This window comes from Clostridioides sp. ES-W-0018-02, from assembly GCF_020658175.1.
Lineage (GTDB): Bacteria > Bacillota > Clostridia > Peptostreptococcales > Peptostreptococcaceae > Clostridioides.
On record NZ_JACVVY010000004.1, the window covers coordinates 154,201 to 167,954 of the forward strand.

The window sequence follows — 13,754 nt, forward strand, 5'->3', positions numbered from 1 at the left end:
TTAATATGGAAGATAATAAATTTGGACAAGTAAAAATATCTAATGATGTAATAGCTACAATAGCTGGTTTAGCAGCATTAGAAGTTGAGGGCATAGAAACTACAGCAACATTAACAGATAAGTTGTTAAAAAATAATGGAGTAAAGATACAAATAGAAGAAGAGGATGTTAATTTAGACGTAATGGTTATGATAAAATATGGCATGTCAATACCAGATACAGCTTTTAAAGTTCAAGAAAATGTAAAAAATACTGTTGAGACAATGACAGGACTGAAGGTTTCTCAAGTAAATATACACATTCAAGGAATCAGCTTTAAGAAAGATAAAGTTGATAAAGAAGAAGTAAAAGCAACTAAGAAAAATTAATATTAGCCCTCTGAAAAGTCAGAGGGTTTTTTGTTGGCATTTGATTTTATATAGATAATTAAACTTAAAGGAGAATTTTAATTGATGAAAAAAGATAGGGCACAAAAAAGTACAACAAGGGAATATATAATGAAACTTATATACCAAATAAATATTAATAAAGAGGAGTTTGAAGGTTTAGACGATAAAGTGGATTCTTTCTTAAAAGATAATTCAGAACATATTATAAATAGATATGAAGAACTTACACTTAAGTACTCAAATAATGCAAAATTAAAATTAGAAGATACTAAACTTGAAGATATAGTAGATAGAGAATATATAAATACAGTATGTAAAGCACTAAGAGAGAATCATGATGAGATAGATGAATTAATAAATAAGCATGCTAAAAATTGGACAGTAGATAGAATGCCAAAGGTAGATGTGTCTATACTTAGATTATCCGTGTGTGAAATAGTTTATTTAGACACTCCTAATAAAGTATCAATAAATGAAGCTGTGGAACTTGCAAAGATATATTGTGATGATAAATCTCCTAAATTTATAAATGGAATATTAGGAAGTGTTGTTGATGAAATTGGACAATAATATAATAATTGGAATTGATACTAGCTGCTATACTACTTCTATAGCAGCTATCTCTTTAGATAAAAAAGTTATTTTTAATGAAAAAATAATGCTAGAAGTAAAGGAAAATTCAAAAGGATTGAGACAAAGTGAAGCTGTGTTTCAACACATAAATAATTTAGGATTACTTAGTGATAGGATAAAATCATTTGGGGACAAATTTGTCATAGAGGGAGTTTGTTCATCTATTAAGCCTAGACCAGTTGAAAATTCATACATGCCTGTATTTAATGTTGGGTACAATTTTGGAAAGTTATTATCAAGTATACATGGATGTAAATTTTATGAAACGACTCATCAGGAAAATCATATTGAGGCTAGTTTATTAAATAGTAAATTAAAAAATAATAACAAATTTATTTCTGTTCATATGTCAGGTGGCACTACAGAGATACTTTTAATAACTAAGCATGATAATAATTATGATGCAAATAACAAAGATTTAGATGTAATAACTAAAATAAGCAATAAAAAAAACTTAGATGCAATAGCTAAAATAAATACTAAAAAAGATGATAAAAGTAAGTTATACAATAATTTTGGATATAATATAGATATAATTGGAGGAAGTAAAGATATTAGCTTTGGGCAACTTATAGATAGAATAGGTGTCAAGCTAGGATATAAATTTCCTTCAGGAAAATATCTAGATGAAAATGCTTTAAATTGTAATCTTAAAATAGAAAGTGGTCTAAAAACTTCTGTAAGAGAGGGATATATGAATTTATCTGGATTAGAAAATCAGGTGAATAAAATTATAGATGACAATAGAGATAATATTAGTAAAAATAAAAAAGAATATATATCTAAATTAGTACTGGATTCAGTAGTTAGAAACATGTTTAAATCTTTAATATATTTATGTGAAGCTTACAATGTAGAAGAAGTAGTTTTTGCAGGTGGAGTTTCTGCAAGTAAGTATATCCTCAAAGAATTAAGTTTAAAACTAAGTAAAAATTGTATAAAAGCTCATTTTACAGAGCCACAATATTCAACTGATAATGCTGTTGGGTGTGCTATAATAGGATTGAATAACTTTTTAGGAGAAAAAATATGAAACTAAGAGCTTTAGATATAAGTGAAGCAAATTCATATATTAAAAGAATTTTAATAAATGACCCAATACTTTCTAATCTTAAAGTTAAGGGAGAAATTTCTAATTTTAAAATACATAGCAGTGGAAATGTTTATTTATCGTTAAAGGATGAAACTTCAAAGCTAAACTGTGTAATTTTTAAAAGTAATTTTAATCGTAATCTAAAATTAGACAATGGAGTAAAGGTTGTAGCTAGTGGATATATATCAGTTTATGAAAGAGATGGTGCATATCAATTATATATTAATGAAATTGAAATAGAGGGAATTGGGAATTTACACATAGAATTTAACAAATTAAAAGAAAAACTTAATAAAGAAGGTTTGTTTGATTCCAAATACAAAATACCTATCCCTAGAATGCCAAATTCAATTGGAGTTATAACATCTCCAACAGGAGCTGTTATAAGAGATATAATAAATGTAATAAAAAGAAGATATCCAAAGGTCAATATAAAGCTTTATCCAGTAACTGTTCAAGGAGATAGGTCAGCAGAAGAAATATGTGAAGCAATTAGATTTTTTAATCATATGAAGAATGTGGATACAATTATAGTTGGTAGAGGTGGGGGTTCAATAGAAGAACTTTGGTCTTTTAATGATGAAATGGTAGCAAGAGAAGTTTTTAACTCTCAAATTCCAATAATATCAGCAGTTGGTCATGAAACTGATTTTACTATTTGTGATTTTGTGTCTGATATGAGAGCACCAACACCATCAGCAGCAGCTGAGATTGCAACTCCATCATTAGATGACATAAAATATAAACTTGGGAATATAAAAAGCAGACTTAACAAGTCTCTTATAAACCAAGTTGAATTAGACCAATACAAGTTAGAATCAGTGTTTAATAAAATAAATAACTATTTAGATTCTTACACAATAAAAGATAAAGTTATACAATTGGATAAAATATATGATAAAATAATTTTTGGAATAGAAAATAATTTAAAATTAGAAGATGAAAAATTAATAAAGGTTGGAGCATTACTTCATAACCTAAGTCCATTAGCCACTATGGACAGAGGTTATAGTATAGTTCAAAAAAACGGAAAAGTAATAAATAGTATAAAAAGATTGAAAACTGAAGACAACATAGATATAGTATTAAAAGATGGAAATTTAGAATGTATAATAGATAAAATTGAAAATAAAGAGGTATAATATGAACTTAACCTATGAAGAAGCTTACAAAAGATTGGAGAGCATTTTAAATGAGTTAGAATCTAAAAATGCTAGCTTAGATGAATCTTTAAGCTTATATGAAGAAGGAATTAGTCTTTATAAACATTGTAATAAGCTTTTGGATGATGCAAAATTAAAAATAAGTAAATTTAATCAATTAGGAATAGAAGAGGATTTTAGAATAGAGGAGGAATAAAAGTGGAATTTAAACAACATTTAAAAGAAAAAGCAAGTTTTATAGAAGATATACTTAAAGAATATATGCCAAAAGAAGAAGGTTATCAAAAAACTGTTATTGAGGCTATGAACTACAGCTTGAGCGCTGGAGGTAAGAGATTAAGACCAATACTTACACTAGAAGCCTGTAAGGTAGTTGGAGGAAATGAAGAAGAAGCTATACCTTTTGCTATTGCAATTGAAATGATACATACATACTCACTTATACATGATGACTTACCAGCTCTTGACAATGATGATTTAAGAAGAGGAAGACCAACAAACCATAAAGTATATGGAGAGGCAATGGGAATTTTAGCAGGAGATGCTTTACTGAACTATGCTTTTGAAGTTATGCTTGCAGGTTCAATAAATAAAGAAAATCCAGAAAAATATCTAAAAGCTATAAATGAAATTGCTAAAGGTGCTGGAATATATGGAATGATAGGTGGGCAAGTGGTAGATGTAGAAAGTGAAAATAAACAAATTGAAAAAGAAAAATTAGATTATATACATATGAATAAAACTGCTGCAATGATGGTTGGATGTATGAGAGCAGGAGCAACTATAGGTGGAGCAAATTCAGAACAAATGGAAGAAATAACTAAATATGCAAAAAATATCGGATTATCATTCCAGATAGTAGATGATATACTAGATATAGTGGGAGATGAAATAAAATTAGGGAAAAAAGTTGGCAGTGATATAGAGAATCATAAATCAACATATCCATCTCTTTTAGGATTAGATAAATCTAAAGAAATTGCACATAATTTAATAGATGAGGCAAAGAAGAGTATAGAAAAATTATCTGACAATGTAGATTTTTTAAAGGGATTGGCTGAATATATAATAGATAGAGAATATTAAAATATACAGCTAAAATCGAGGAGGGAAAAATGAACTTTTTTTCGGAGATTTTTAACAATGGGGCTTTGGGAATAAGTCTTATTGCTTGTTTCTTAGCACAATTTATAAAGATATTTACTGGGAAGGGAAAGAGAATTGAGTTTTCAAGAATACTCATTTCAGGAGGTATGCCTAGTTCTCATAGTTCTTTTGTTACAAGTTTAGCTACAGTGGTAGGCATTGAAAAAGGGTTTAATTCTACTGATTTTGCTATAATTACTGTGCTTGCACTGATTATAATGTATGATGCAGCAGGTGTTAGACGTGCTGTTGGGAAACAAGCTACTATATTGAATCAGATGGTAGCAGACCTTCAACATGGAAAGCATATAGAGCAGAAGAAATTAAAAGAATTAATAGGTCACACACCACTAGAGGTTTGGTTTGGAGCTTTACTTGGTATAGTAACAGCTTTAATATTGATGTAAATTTAAAATTTACAAAATAAAAGGTGAGGATAATATGTATAAATATTTAGATAAAGTAAATTCTCCAAAAGATATAAAAAATATGAGCATAGAAGAAATGGATTTACTTGCAAAGGATATAAGAAAGTTTTTAGTAAAATCTGTTTCCAAGACAGGAGGACACTTAGCTTCTAACTTAGGTGTAGTTGAGTTAACATTAGCACTTCATAAAGTGTTTGACAGCCCTAAAGATAAATTTGTATGGGATGTAGGACATCAGTCTTATGTTCACAAAATGGTTACTGGAAGAAAAGATTGTTTTGTATCTTTAAGACAATTCAACGGACTAAGTGGTTTTCCAAAGGAGAGTGAAAGTCCTCATGATATTTTCGACACAGGACATAGCAGTACATCTATTTCTGTGGCAACAGGTATTGCCTGTGCTAGAGATATAAAAAAAGAAAGCTATAGTGTTATATCTGTAATTGGAGATGGTTCTATAACTGGAGGTATGGCACTTGAAGCTTTAAATCAATTGGGATATATAAATACTAATATGATAGTAATTCTTAATGATAATGAGATGTCTATAGATAAAAATGTTGGCGGAATGTCTAAATATCTATCAAGTATTATAAGAAATTCAACAGTTGTTAAAATGACAGATGAAGTTGATAAGATTTTAAATGTTACATCAACAGGTGAAATTTTATCTAAGACTGCACATAGATTTAAGGACAAATTAATATATAGTTTTTCTCCTCAAGATTGTTCATTTTTTGATTCATTAGGTATAAAATATTATGGTCCTATAGATGGTCATAATACTAAAGAATTAATAGAAACACTTAGAAAAGCTAAACATAAAAAAGGCCCTGTGCTTTTACATGTTATTACAAAAAAAGGAAAAGGATATAAATTTGCAGAGGAACAACCTGATAAATATCATGGAGTATCAAAGTTTGATATAAAGACAGGTGTAACATCTCCTAAAGTTAAGTCTATGTCGGTTAGTGTTGGTGAAAAATTGGTTGAGATGGCTAGCAAAAACGAAGAAATAGTAGCTATAACAGCTGCAATGCCATCTGGAACAGGATTAAACTTATTTGAAAGTGCTTACCCAAAAAGATATTATGATGTTGGTATAGCTGAACAACATGCAACAGGGTTTGCGGCAGGTCTTGCAAAAAATGGTATGAAGCCTTATTTTGCTGTATATTCATCATTTTTACAAAGAGCATATGACCAAGTTATTCATGATGTATGTATAACAAAAAAACCAGTTACTTTTCTTATAGATAGAGCTGGTCTAGTTGGAAATGATGGTGAAACTCATCATGGTATGTTTGATTTAAGTTACTTAAATTCTATTCCAAATATTGTAGTGATGGCTCCAAAAGATACAAGAGAAATGGAACTTATGATGGATTTATCATTAAAATTGGATTCTCCATTGGCAATTAGATATCCAAGAGGAAATAGTTATTACCTAAATAAAGGAGAATACAAAGAAATTAAGTTAGGAAAATATGAGATATTAGATGATGGACAAGATACAGTCATACTTTCTATTGGGAATATGGTGAAACATGCTCTAGAAGCTAAAGAAATATTGTTAGAAGAAGGTATAAATCCAACAATAGTTAATGCTAGATTTTTAAAGCCTATGGATGAAGATATGTTGCATACTTTATTTAAGAATCATAAAAATGTAGTTACAGTAGAAGATAATGTTATTACTGGCGGATTTGGAAGTAGAATAAGTAAATTTATTATAGATAATGGATATAAAGTAAATATACTTAATATAGCAATACCAGAAGAGTTTATAAAACATGGCAATGCAGATGAACTATATAATTTTGTAGGATTATCGCCAAAGTGCATTGCTGATAAATTAAGAGAGTTAATATAAATAATATGGATTAAATTTAATATAAAATTTAAAATTTGTCACTTAGAATAAATATCAAGTGTGTTACTTCAAGCTACTTTAGTCAATATTAAAGTAGCTTTTAACAGAAAGGTAATTTTATGAAGAAAAGAATAGATTTATTGTTAGTAGAGCAAGGGCATTTTGAAAGTAGAGAAAGAGCTAAAAAAGCAATAATGGCTGGATTAGTTTTTGTTGATAATCAAAGATGTGATAAGGCAGGTACAGAAGTAAAAGAGGATTGTGCTATAGAAGTAAAAGGAAACCCAATACCATATGTTAGTAGGGGTGGATTAAAGCTTGAAAAAGCAATGAAGAACTTCGACTTAACTATTGATGGAAAAGTATGTATGGATATAGGAGCATCTACGGGTGGTTTTACAGACTGTATGCTAAAAAATGGAGCTATAAAAGTATTTTCCATAGATGTTGGTTATGGTCAGCTTGCGTGGAAATTGAGACAAGATGATAGAGTTGTGTGTATGGAAAGAACAAACATAAGGAATGTAACAATAGAAGATACAAAGCAATTTGCAGATTTTGCATCAATTGATGTATCTTTTATATCATTGAAACTAGTACTTCCAAAAGCAAAAGAATTAGTTATTAATAATGGAGAAATTGTAGCCTTGATAAAACCTCAATTTGAAGCAGGAAGAGAAAAGGTAGGTAAAAAAGGTGTAGTTAGAGAAAAATCTACACATATAGAAGTTATAAAAATGATTTCTGATTTTTCAGTGCAAAATGGATTTGAAATTTTAGGATTAGATTTTTCTCCAATTAAGGGTCCAGAAGGAAATATAGAATATCTAATTCATTTAAAGAATGGAAATGAAGGATATGAATTTGATAGTGATATGTATGACAAAAAAATAGTGGAAGTCGTTGAGGCTTCTCATAATTTAGATAAATAGAATAAAAGGGGGCTTAGACTTGATCCTCGAATTATATATGAAAAATTGTGCCTTAGTTGAAGAACTAAGGCTGGGTATTGATAAAAACTTAAATATACTTACGGGAGAAACTGGTTCAGGAAAATCTATAATAATAGATGCGCTTGGACTTTGTCTAGGTGAGAAATATGACAGGTCTTTTCTAAGAAAAGGTACAGATAAGGGACTTGTTGAAGCTATATTTTTCTCAGATAACGTGTATCTAAAAAAGATATTAGATGAAAATGATATAAGTATAGAAGATGATAATTTATTGGTTATAACTAGATTGATATATTCAGATGGGAAAAGTACTGCTAGAGTAAATGGAAGGACTGTTAAAGTATCTTTTCTAAAGGAAATTGCATCTACACTTATAGATATACATGGTCAACATCAAAATCAAGCTTTATTCAATAAGGATACACACTTAAAATTTTTAGACTTATTTGGAGAAAATGAACTAGATAAGTTTAAAGATGATTATAGAAAAATTTATTACAAATACAGCGAAGTAAAGAGAGCTTTGAACTCTTTAACAGAAAATAAAGATGATATGCAGATTCAACGAGAAATAGATTTATTAAGGTTTCAAATAAATGAAATTGAGGCTGCAAATTTAAATAAAAATGAATATGAAGATTTATTAAAACAAAGAGATGTCTATAGAAATAGTGAAAAGATATATAATAATTTAAACTTAAGTTACAGTAAATTACATAATGGTGAATATAATGTTATTGACTTGATAGGTATTGCATCTAAAGAGCTTAATGATATATCTAAATATGACAGTGTTTTAAGTGAATATAGTGAAACTATAGAAAGAATAATGTATGAACTACAAGATATATCTAGTGATATAAGAAATTACAAAGATAATATAGATTTTGAACCTTATGAATTAGAACAGATTGAACTTAGAATTGATGAGATTAATAACTTAAGAAGAAAATATGGAGATAGTATAGAAGCTATATTTGAATATTATGAAAAGACAAAAGATAGACTAGATGAGATATTAAATAGAGATGAAAGAGTTGAACAATTAAAAAATCAATTAATAAAAATAGAAGAAGAGCTAAAAGTAAAAGCTAGCAAACTGACTAAAGCAAGAAATAAAGTGGCAATTCAATTAGAGGAAGTACTTCTTGATGAATTAAAGAGTCTAAATATGAAAAATGTAATGTTCAAAGTCAATTTTGAAGAAAGTTCATTTACTTTAAATGGAATAGATGATATTGAATTTATGATATCTTTTAATTTAGGAGAAGATATCAAACCTATATATAAAGTTGCATCAGGTGGTGAAATGTCTAGATTTATGTTGGCATTTAAGACTATATTAGCTGATATAGATGATATAGATACTTTAGTATTTGATGAAATAGATACAGGGATAAGTGGCATAGCTGCACAAATTGTTGGTGAGAAATTGAGTGATATAGCAAAGAAAAAACAAATAATATGTATAACTCATTTACCTCAAATTGCTGCAAATGCAGATACCCATTATTGTATAGAAAAAGATACTTCAAATAATAGAACATTTACAAATGTTAAGAAATTAAATCAATCTCAAAGAAAAAATGAAATTGCAAGACTTATAGCAGGTAATAATATAACAGAAAAAACTATAGAACATGCAAGCGAAATTATTGAAATGGCTAAAAAGTGTTAGTGAAAGAGCTTATTTTAAATAGATGTAGAGAATATTTAATCTAGATACTTTACATCTATTTTTTATGATGAAAATATTTTAAAATATTTTATCTGGATATCAAAAATAAATAAAAATTATAATTTAAATAAATCTTGTATAGACTTGTAACTGTAAAAAATTTAAGTTTTTGAGTATAATATTATGTATTAAAGTAGTAGTGGGGGGGGTATTAAATGAATAAAAAAAATACTATGCACTTAATTTTTATAATCATAGTTATTATAGTATTAGGGTATATTTTATTAACTATTAATAGTATCAAGAATAATCTTGACACTTCTAATGATAAATTAGATTATTTATCACAAGAAATTATGAATACTAAGTCAGATATTAGCAATATAATTAATGAAGAAATGTCAAAAAGTTATATAACAAAAAGTATTGATTTAAAAGTTAAAAAATTAGAAAAAGACGAATGTGTAATTGATGTAGATACACAATTGAGCAAACTTGGCAAGGATGGAAAAGTAATCTTTATGTATAAAGCAGATAGTGATAAATGGAATGAGATTGAGATGACAAAGCATGGGGAATTATCATATACTTGTGAAATAAAAATAACTACAGGTAGTGAATATGATTATAAAGTAGTTACAAGTGGTACAATATCTGAAAGTTCAGATGTTCAAAAATTGACTAAGTCTGATTATATGCCTGAACCACCTGTATTTAATTATGGAATAAGGGACAATAAGGAATACTTTATTGAAATATTGGAAAACAGCAATTTATTTAATCATGAAAGTGAAAAATCAAAAAATAAAGTTTATGATGATATAAAGTTAGAAAATGTAGATATTATTGTAAATGAAGGTAAAGGTGATACTGTATATAAAGCTAAGTCTGCTAAATTATCAAATGGTAGTAAAGATGATAATATAGATAGAGAGCAAGTAAATTATGAGGCTAATTTTCCTAAAAAGGATATTAATGATATAATTTATATCAAAGCAAAGCTTACATACAATAATGGAATAGAATATATAAAAGATATAACTGAAGATATAAGTGTTGGTTTGGAAGATTTAGAGAAATAAATATATTTAAAATAATTTAATCAATAAAATAGAGTATAAATAAAACATCTATAATTTTATTTATACTCTATTTTTTTATTTATAATTTTAGCTCCATATATCTAGCCCCTTCAATTGGATTATAAGTATAAGGATTTATATCATAAAAACCAATTTTTTCGTATAAACCTTGAGCGCTTTTCATGCTTGGAAGAGTATCTAGTCTCATATATGTATATCCAATCTTTTTGGCTTCTTTTACGATTTCTTCTAATAATATTTTTCCTATTTTAAGTCCTCTAAATTTATCTCTTACATATAACCTTTTTAATTCACATACATCATCTTCAAGTTTTTTTAATGCAACACAACCTGCTAAATTTTCATCAACAAATGCTAGTATTAATGAGCCTGAAGGTTTTTTATACTTTCCTGGAAGTGTTTTTAATTCATTATTAAAGTCCTGGAAACACAAATCTATATTCAATGAATTTGAGTATTCAGTGAATAAAATCTTTACATTTTCAAGATTTTCTAAATCATTTTCTTCAACAAATTTTAAAATTACATTTTGAGTCATTTTATTTATCATTATATAAATATATTTATATAATGATTTCACCTCCTTGATAGATATATATTTTTATTAATATCAATTAGATTTTAATACCATGACCTTTTCTCCACCATAGTCAAGTTCTCCATTAAACTCAAATCCAAAGCTTTTGTAAAGTCCAATAGCCATTTTGTTGTTATCGAATATACTAAGGTATAACTCATTGCAATTATATTCATTTTTAAGATGATTTATAAGGAAATCTAAGGATGCTTTTCCATATCCTTTACCTTGATACTTTGAGTCAATCATGAATCTATCAAGCCAAACTCTGTCATCTTCTAGGCGACCGTACATAGCAAATCCTATCAGTATATTGTCATCATATATTCCAACAGGTATCCAAGCTGTTATAAACTTAGACTCAGCAATAGAAAGTGCATTGCTTTCTATATAATCTAATTGATTCTTATCTACAGACAAATTAACTAAATCATGCCAATTATTTATATCTGCAATTCTTACATTTAATTTCAAAATATTACCGCCCTTCAAACTTTTTACCACAATATAATACTACCATATTATAGGATAAAAAGCACTTAGTAAGATATACAACGAGGTTTTTAAATGAATAAATTTTTACGAAAAAGGAATTATAAATACATAATAATACAGCATAGGAGTAGATGAATATATGAACAAAATAAATAAGAATTTCAAAAATATTTGGATAATATTAGGAGCTGTATCGATTTTTATGATGGTTATAATTTTTCAAAATAAAAATTGTAATATGAATAAGGAGACCCCAATAGAAACTTTTACAATTAAGAATCATGATAAAAAATATGTATATCCACTTGGAAATATAATTGGAGTGAAAGCAAATACAGATGGTGTATTGGTTTTAGGATATGAGGAAGAGGATGTAGATTATATTGGAGGCATACAGATTGGCGACAATATAGTAAAAATAGATAATAAAAAAATAAAAGATAGTCAGGATGTATCAAAAATTTTAAATGAAGCTAAAAAAAGTAAAGTAGAAGTGACTTTTGAAAGAAAAAATAAATATAAAACAGAGACAATAGAAACTAAAAAAGAAAATGGTAATTATAAACTTGGATTATGGGTGAGAGATAAGATATCTGGAATTGGAACTATGACTTTTTATGACCCTAATATGGAAAAATTTAAAGCAATTGGTCATGCTATAAAAGATTCGGACACTAATGAACTATTAAAGATTAAGCAAGGGTATATATATAAACCAGAAAAACTAAAAATATTAAAAGCTAGTAATGAAAAAGTAGGCAGAATAAAAGGTGATTTTAATGATAGTAATCTGATGGGAAATTTTTCGAATAACTCAAAATTAGGTATAAGTGGTAATATTACAGAAAAACAAAATAAAGAATTTAATTTAGCAAATAAAGAATTACAATTAATCGAAGTTGGAAGACCTCAAGATGTAAAAATAGGGGATGCAATAATTCTTTTTGAAGACAAAAACAAAAATATAACAAGCTATGATATAAAAATAGAAAGTATAGTATATGATAAAGGAAATTATAGAGATATGGTAATAAAAGTTGTAGATGATAAGTTATTGGAATACACAGGGGGGATTGTACAAGGGATGAGTGGGGCTCCAATAATACAAAATAATAAAATTATTGGTGCAATAACTCATGTTTTTAGAGATAATCCGAAAAAAGGATATGGTATTTTTATAGATGAAATGATAAAATTGTAGGTGAGGCATTAAAAAAATTTATTATTTTATCACTTATCTAGGAGGAATATAATTTTGAAGTGTCGAATATGCTTTAGAGTAGATAATTAGGAACAATTTGTGTAAAAAGTTTAGTTTTCTGTAATAAGAAGATGTTTTTTAATGGGGGGATTTTTAGTGGAAAAAATCAAAATAGTTTTAGCAGACGACAATAAGGATTTTTGTCAGGTATTAAAAGAGTATTTGTCTAATGAGGATGATATCGATATATTAGGCATAGCTAAAGATGGGATTGAAGCATTAGATTTAGTAAAAAAGACACAACCAGATTTATTAATATTAGACGTAATAATGCCACATCTGGATGGATTAGGTGTAATTGAAAAATTAAATACTATGGATATACCTAAAATGCCAAAAATAATAGTACTATCAGCAGTAGGTCAAGATAAGATAACTCAAAGCGCAATAAATCTAGGAGCAGATTACTACATAGTAAAGCCGTTTGATTTTGTTGTGTTTATAAACAGAATTAGAGAACTAGTTTCTAATAGAGTTACTCAAGTAGAGCCAAAGCCTAGACCAGTTCAAGAAACTCAAATGACAAGAAGTGATTTCGTTAAAAATGTAGGTAATATAGAAACAGAAATCACAAATATAATACACGAAATAGGAGTACCAGCTCATATAAAAGGGTATTTATATCTAAGAGAAGCTATAAAAATGGTCATTGATAATGTTGAACTTTTAGGTGCAGTAACAAAAGAGTTATATCCAAGTATAGCTAAAAAATTCAATACAACACCAAGTAGAGTTGAGAGAGCAATAAGACATGCCATAGAAGTTGCATGGAGTAGAGGCAAAGTTGACACAATAAATCAATTATTTGGATATACGGTACACAATACTAAAGGAAAACCAACTAATTCAGAATTTATAGCAATGATTGCTGATAAATTAAGATTAGAACATAGTATGGTTAAATAAATAGACAGAAAAAGTAAGACCTTTTAATGAAGGTATTGGCAATAAATATGCATTAC

Annotated in this window: 15 protein-coding genes; 13 read left to right on the top strand and 2 right to left on the bottom strand. The window is 27.7% G+C overall.

Annotation, left to right across the window (positions count from 1 at the left end; genetic code table 11):
• Window positions 1-5 precede the first annotated feature (5 nt).
• From IC219_RS11720 to IC219_RS11770, 11 genes are all read left to right on the top strand, one after another.
• Window positions 6-368, top strand: coding sequence for an Asp23/Gls24 family envelope stress response protein (locus IC219_RS11720; RefSeq protein ID WP_227434121.1), 363 nt, complete (start codon window positions 6-8; stop codon window positions 366-368).
• A gap of 84 nt (window positions 369-452) precedes the next feature.
• A complete protein-coding gene (gene nusB / locus IC219_RS11725; protein ID WP_227831238.1) occupies window positions 453-959 on the top strand; it encodes a transcription antitermination factor NusB in 507 nt (168 codons plus the stop codon).
• A complete protein-coding gene (locus IC219_RS11730) occupies window positions 943-2,055 on the top strand; it encodes an O-sialoglycoprotein endopeptidase (RefSeq protein ID WP_227831237.1) in 1,113 nt (370 codons plus the stop codon). The genes nusB and IC219_RS11730 overlap by 17 nt, the downstream gene beginning before the upstream one ends.
• On the top strand, window positions 2,052-3,257 hold the full coding sequence (gene xseA, locus IC219_RS11735; RefSeq protein WP_227482203.1) for an exodeoxyribonuclease VII large subunit: 1,206 nt from the start codon (window positions 2,052-2,054) through the stop codon (window positions 3,255-3,257). Before IC219_RS11730 ends, xseA begins: the two co-directional genes overlap by 4 nt.
• A 1-nt stretch (window position 3,258) precedes the next feature.
• Window positions 3,259-3,474 (top strand): exodeoxyribonuclease VII small subunit, encoded by a 216-nt coding sequence (xseB, locus tag IC219_RS11740; RefSeq protein ID WP_227434125.1) that lies wholly within the window; start codon window positions 3,259-3,261, stop codon window positions 3,472-3,474.
• Between the two features lie 2 nt (window positions 3,475-3,476).
• Window positions 3,477-4,364, top strand: coding sequence for a polyprenyl synthetase family protein (locus IC219_RS11745; protein ID WP_227434126.1), 888 nt, complete (start codon window positions 3,477-3,479; stop codon window positions 4,362-4,364).
• 29 nt (window positions 4,365-4,393) lie between these two features.
• Window positions 4,394-4,831, top strand: coding sequence for a divergent PAP2 family protein (locus tag IC219_RS11750; RefSeq protein WP_227434127.1), 438 nt, complete (start codon window positions 4,394-4,396; stop codon window positions 4,829-4,831).
• Between the two features lie 34 nt (window positions 4,832-4,865).
• Window positions 4,866-6,725: a 1-deoxy-D-xylulose-5-phosphate synthase gene (gene dxs, locus IC219_RS11755; protein ID WP_227831236.1), complete on the top strand. Its 1,860-nt coding sequence runs from the start codon at window positions 4,866-4,868 to the stop codon at window positions 6,723-6,725.
• Between the two features lie 119 nt (window positions 6,726-6,844).
• Complete coding sequence (locus tag IC219_RS11760; RefSeq protein ID WP_227434129.1) at window positions 6,845-7,657, top strand: TlyA family RNA methyltransferase; 813 nt, start codon at window positions 6,845-6,847, stop codon at window positions 7,655-7,657.
• A gap of 19 nt (window positions 7,658-7,676) precedes the next feature.
• Window positions 7,677-9,356 (top strand): DNA repair protein RecN, encoded by a 1,680-nt coding sequence (gene recN / locus IC219_RS11765; protein WP_227434130.1) that lies wholly within the window; start codon window positions 7,677-7,679, stop codon window positions 9,354-9,356.
• 215 nt (window positions 9,357-9,571) lie between these two features.
• Window positions 9,572-10,438, top strand: coding sequence for a hypothetical protein (locus IC219_RS11770; protein ID WP_227831235.1), 867 nt, complete (start codon window positions 9,572-9,574; stop codon window positions 10,436-10,438).
• A gap of 79 nt (window positions 10,439-10,517) precedes the next feature.
• On the opposite strand, the gene IC219_RS11775 is transcribed toward IC219_RS11770, so the two are convergent.
• Both IC219_RS11775 and IC219_RS11780 read right to left on the bottom strand, forming a co-directional pair.
• Window positions 10,518-10,997, bottom strand: coding sequence for a GNAT family N-acetyltransferase (locus IC219_RS11775; RefSeq protein ID WP_227831234.1), 480 nt, complete (start codon window positions 10,995-10,997; stop codon window positions 10,518-10,520).
• A 72-nt stretch (window positions 10,998-11,069) separates the two neighbouring features.
• On the bottom strand, window positions 11,070-11,510 hold the full coding sequence (locus IC219_RS11780) for a GNAT family N-acetyltransferase (protein ID WP_227434133.1): 441 nt from the start codon (window positions 11,508-11,510) through the stop codon (window positions 11,070-11,072).
• A 160-nt stretch (window positions 11,511-11,670) separates the two neighbouring features.
• Here IC219_RS11780 and IC219_RS11785 point away from each other — a divergent pair, with 160 nt between their 5' ends.
• Together IC219_RS11785 and spo0A are read left to right on the top strand one after the other, a co-directional pair.
• Window positions 11,671-12,732: a SpoIVB peptidase S55 domain-containing protein gene (locus IC219_RS11785; protein ID WP_227434134.1), complete on the top strand. Its 1,062-nt coding sequence runs from the start codon at window positions 11,671-11,673 to the stop codon at window positions 12,730-12,732.
• 141 nt (window positions 12,733-12,873) lie between these two features.
• Complete coding sequence (gene spo0A / locus IC219_RS11790; RefSeq protein ID WP_003424711.1) at window positions 12,874-13,698, top strand: sporulation transcription factor Spo0A; 825 nt, start codon at window positions 12,874-12,876, stop codon at window positions 13,696-13,698.
• The last annotated feature ends 56 nt before the right edge of the window (window positions 13,699-13,754 follow it).

Excerpts from the sequence above, each read along its gene's own strand:
- IC219_RS11720 (WP_227434121.1), top strand. The coding sequence starts at position 6 with ATGGAAGATAATAAATTTGGACAAGTAAAAATATCTAATGATGTAATA.
- nusB (WP_227831238.1), top strand. The coding sequence starts at position 453 with ATGAAAAAAGATAGGGCACAAAAAAGTACAACAAGGGAATATATAATG.
- IC219_RS11730 (WP_227831237.1), top strand. The coding sequence starts at position 943 with ATGAAATTGGACAATAATATAATAATTGGAATTGATACTAGCTGCTAT.
- xseA (WP_227482203.1), top strand. The coding sequence starts at position 2,052 with ATGAAACTAAGAGCTTTAGATATAAGTGAAGCAAATTCATATATTAAA.
- xseB (WP_227434125.1), top strand. The coding sequence starts at position 3,259 with ATGAACTTAACCTATGAAGAAGCTTACAAAAGATTGGAGAGCATTTTA.
- IC219_RS11750 (WP_227434127.1), top strand. The coding sequence starts at position 4,394 with ATGAACTTTTTTTCGGAGATTTTTAACAATGGGGCTTTGGGAATAAGT.
- dxs (WP_227831236.1), top strand. The coding sequence starts at position 4,866 with ATGTATAAATATTTAGATAAAGTAAATTCTCCAAAAGATATAAAAAAT.
- IC219_RS11760 (WP_227434129.1), top strand. The coding sequence starts at position 6,845 with ATGAAGAAAAGAATAGATTTATTGTTAGTAGAGCAAGGGCATTTTGAA.
- IC219_RS11770 (WP_227831235.1), top strand. The coding sequence starts at position 9,572 with ATGAATAAAAAAAATACTATGCACTTAATTTTTATAATCATAGTTATT.
- IC219_RS11775 (WP_227831234.1), bottom strand. The coding sequence starts at position 10,997 with ATGACTCAAAATGTAATTTTAAAATTTGTTGAAGAAAATGATTTAGAA.
- IC219_RS11785 (WP_227434134.1), top strand. The coding sequence starts at position 11,671 with ATGAACAAAATAAATAAGAATTTCAAAAATATTTGGATAATATTAGGA.
- spo0A (WP_003424711.1), top strand. The coding sequence starts at position 12,874 with ATGGGGGGATTTTTAGTGGAAAAAATCAAAATAGTTTTAGCAGACGAC.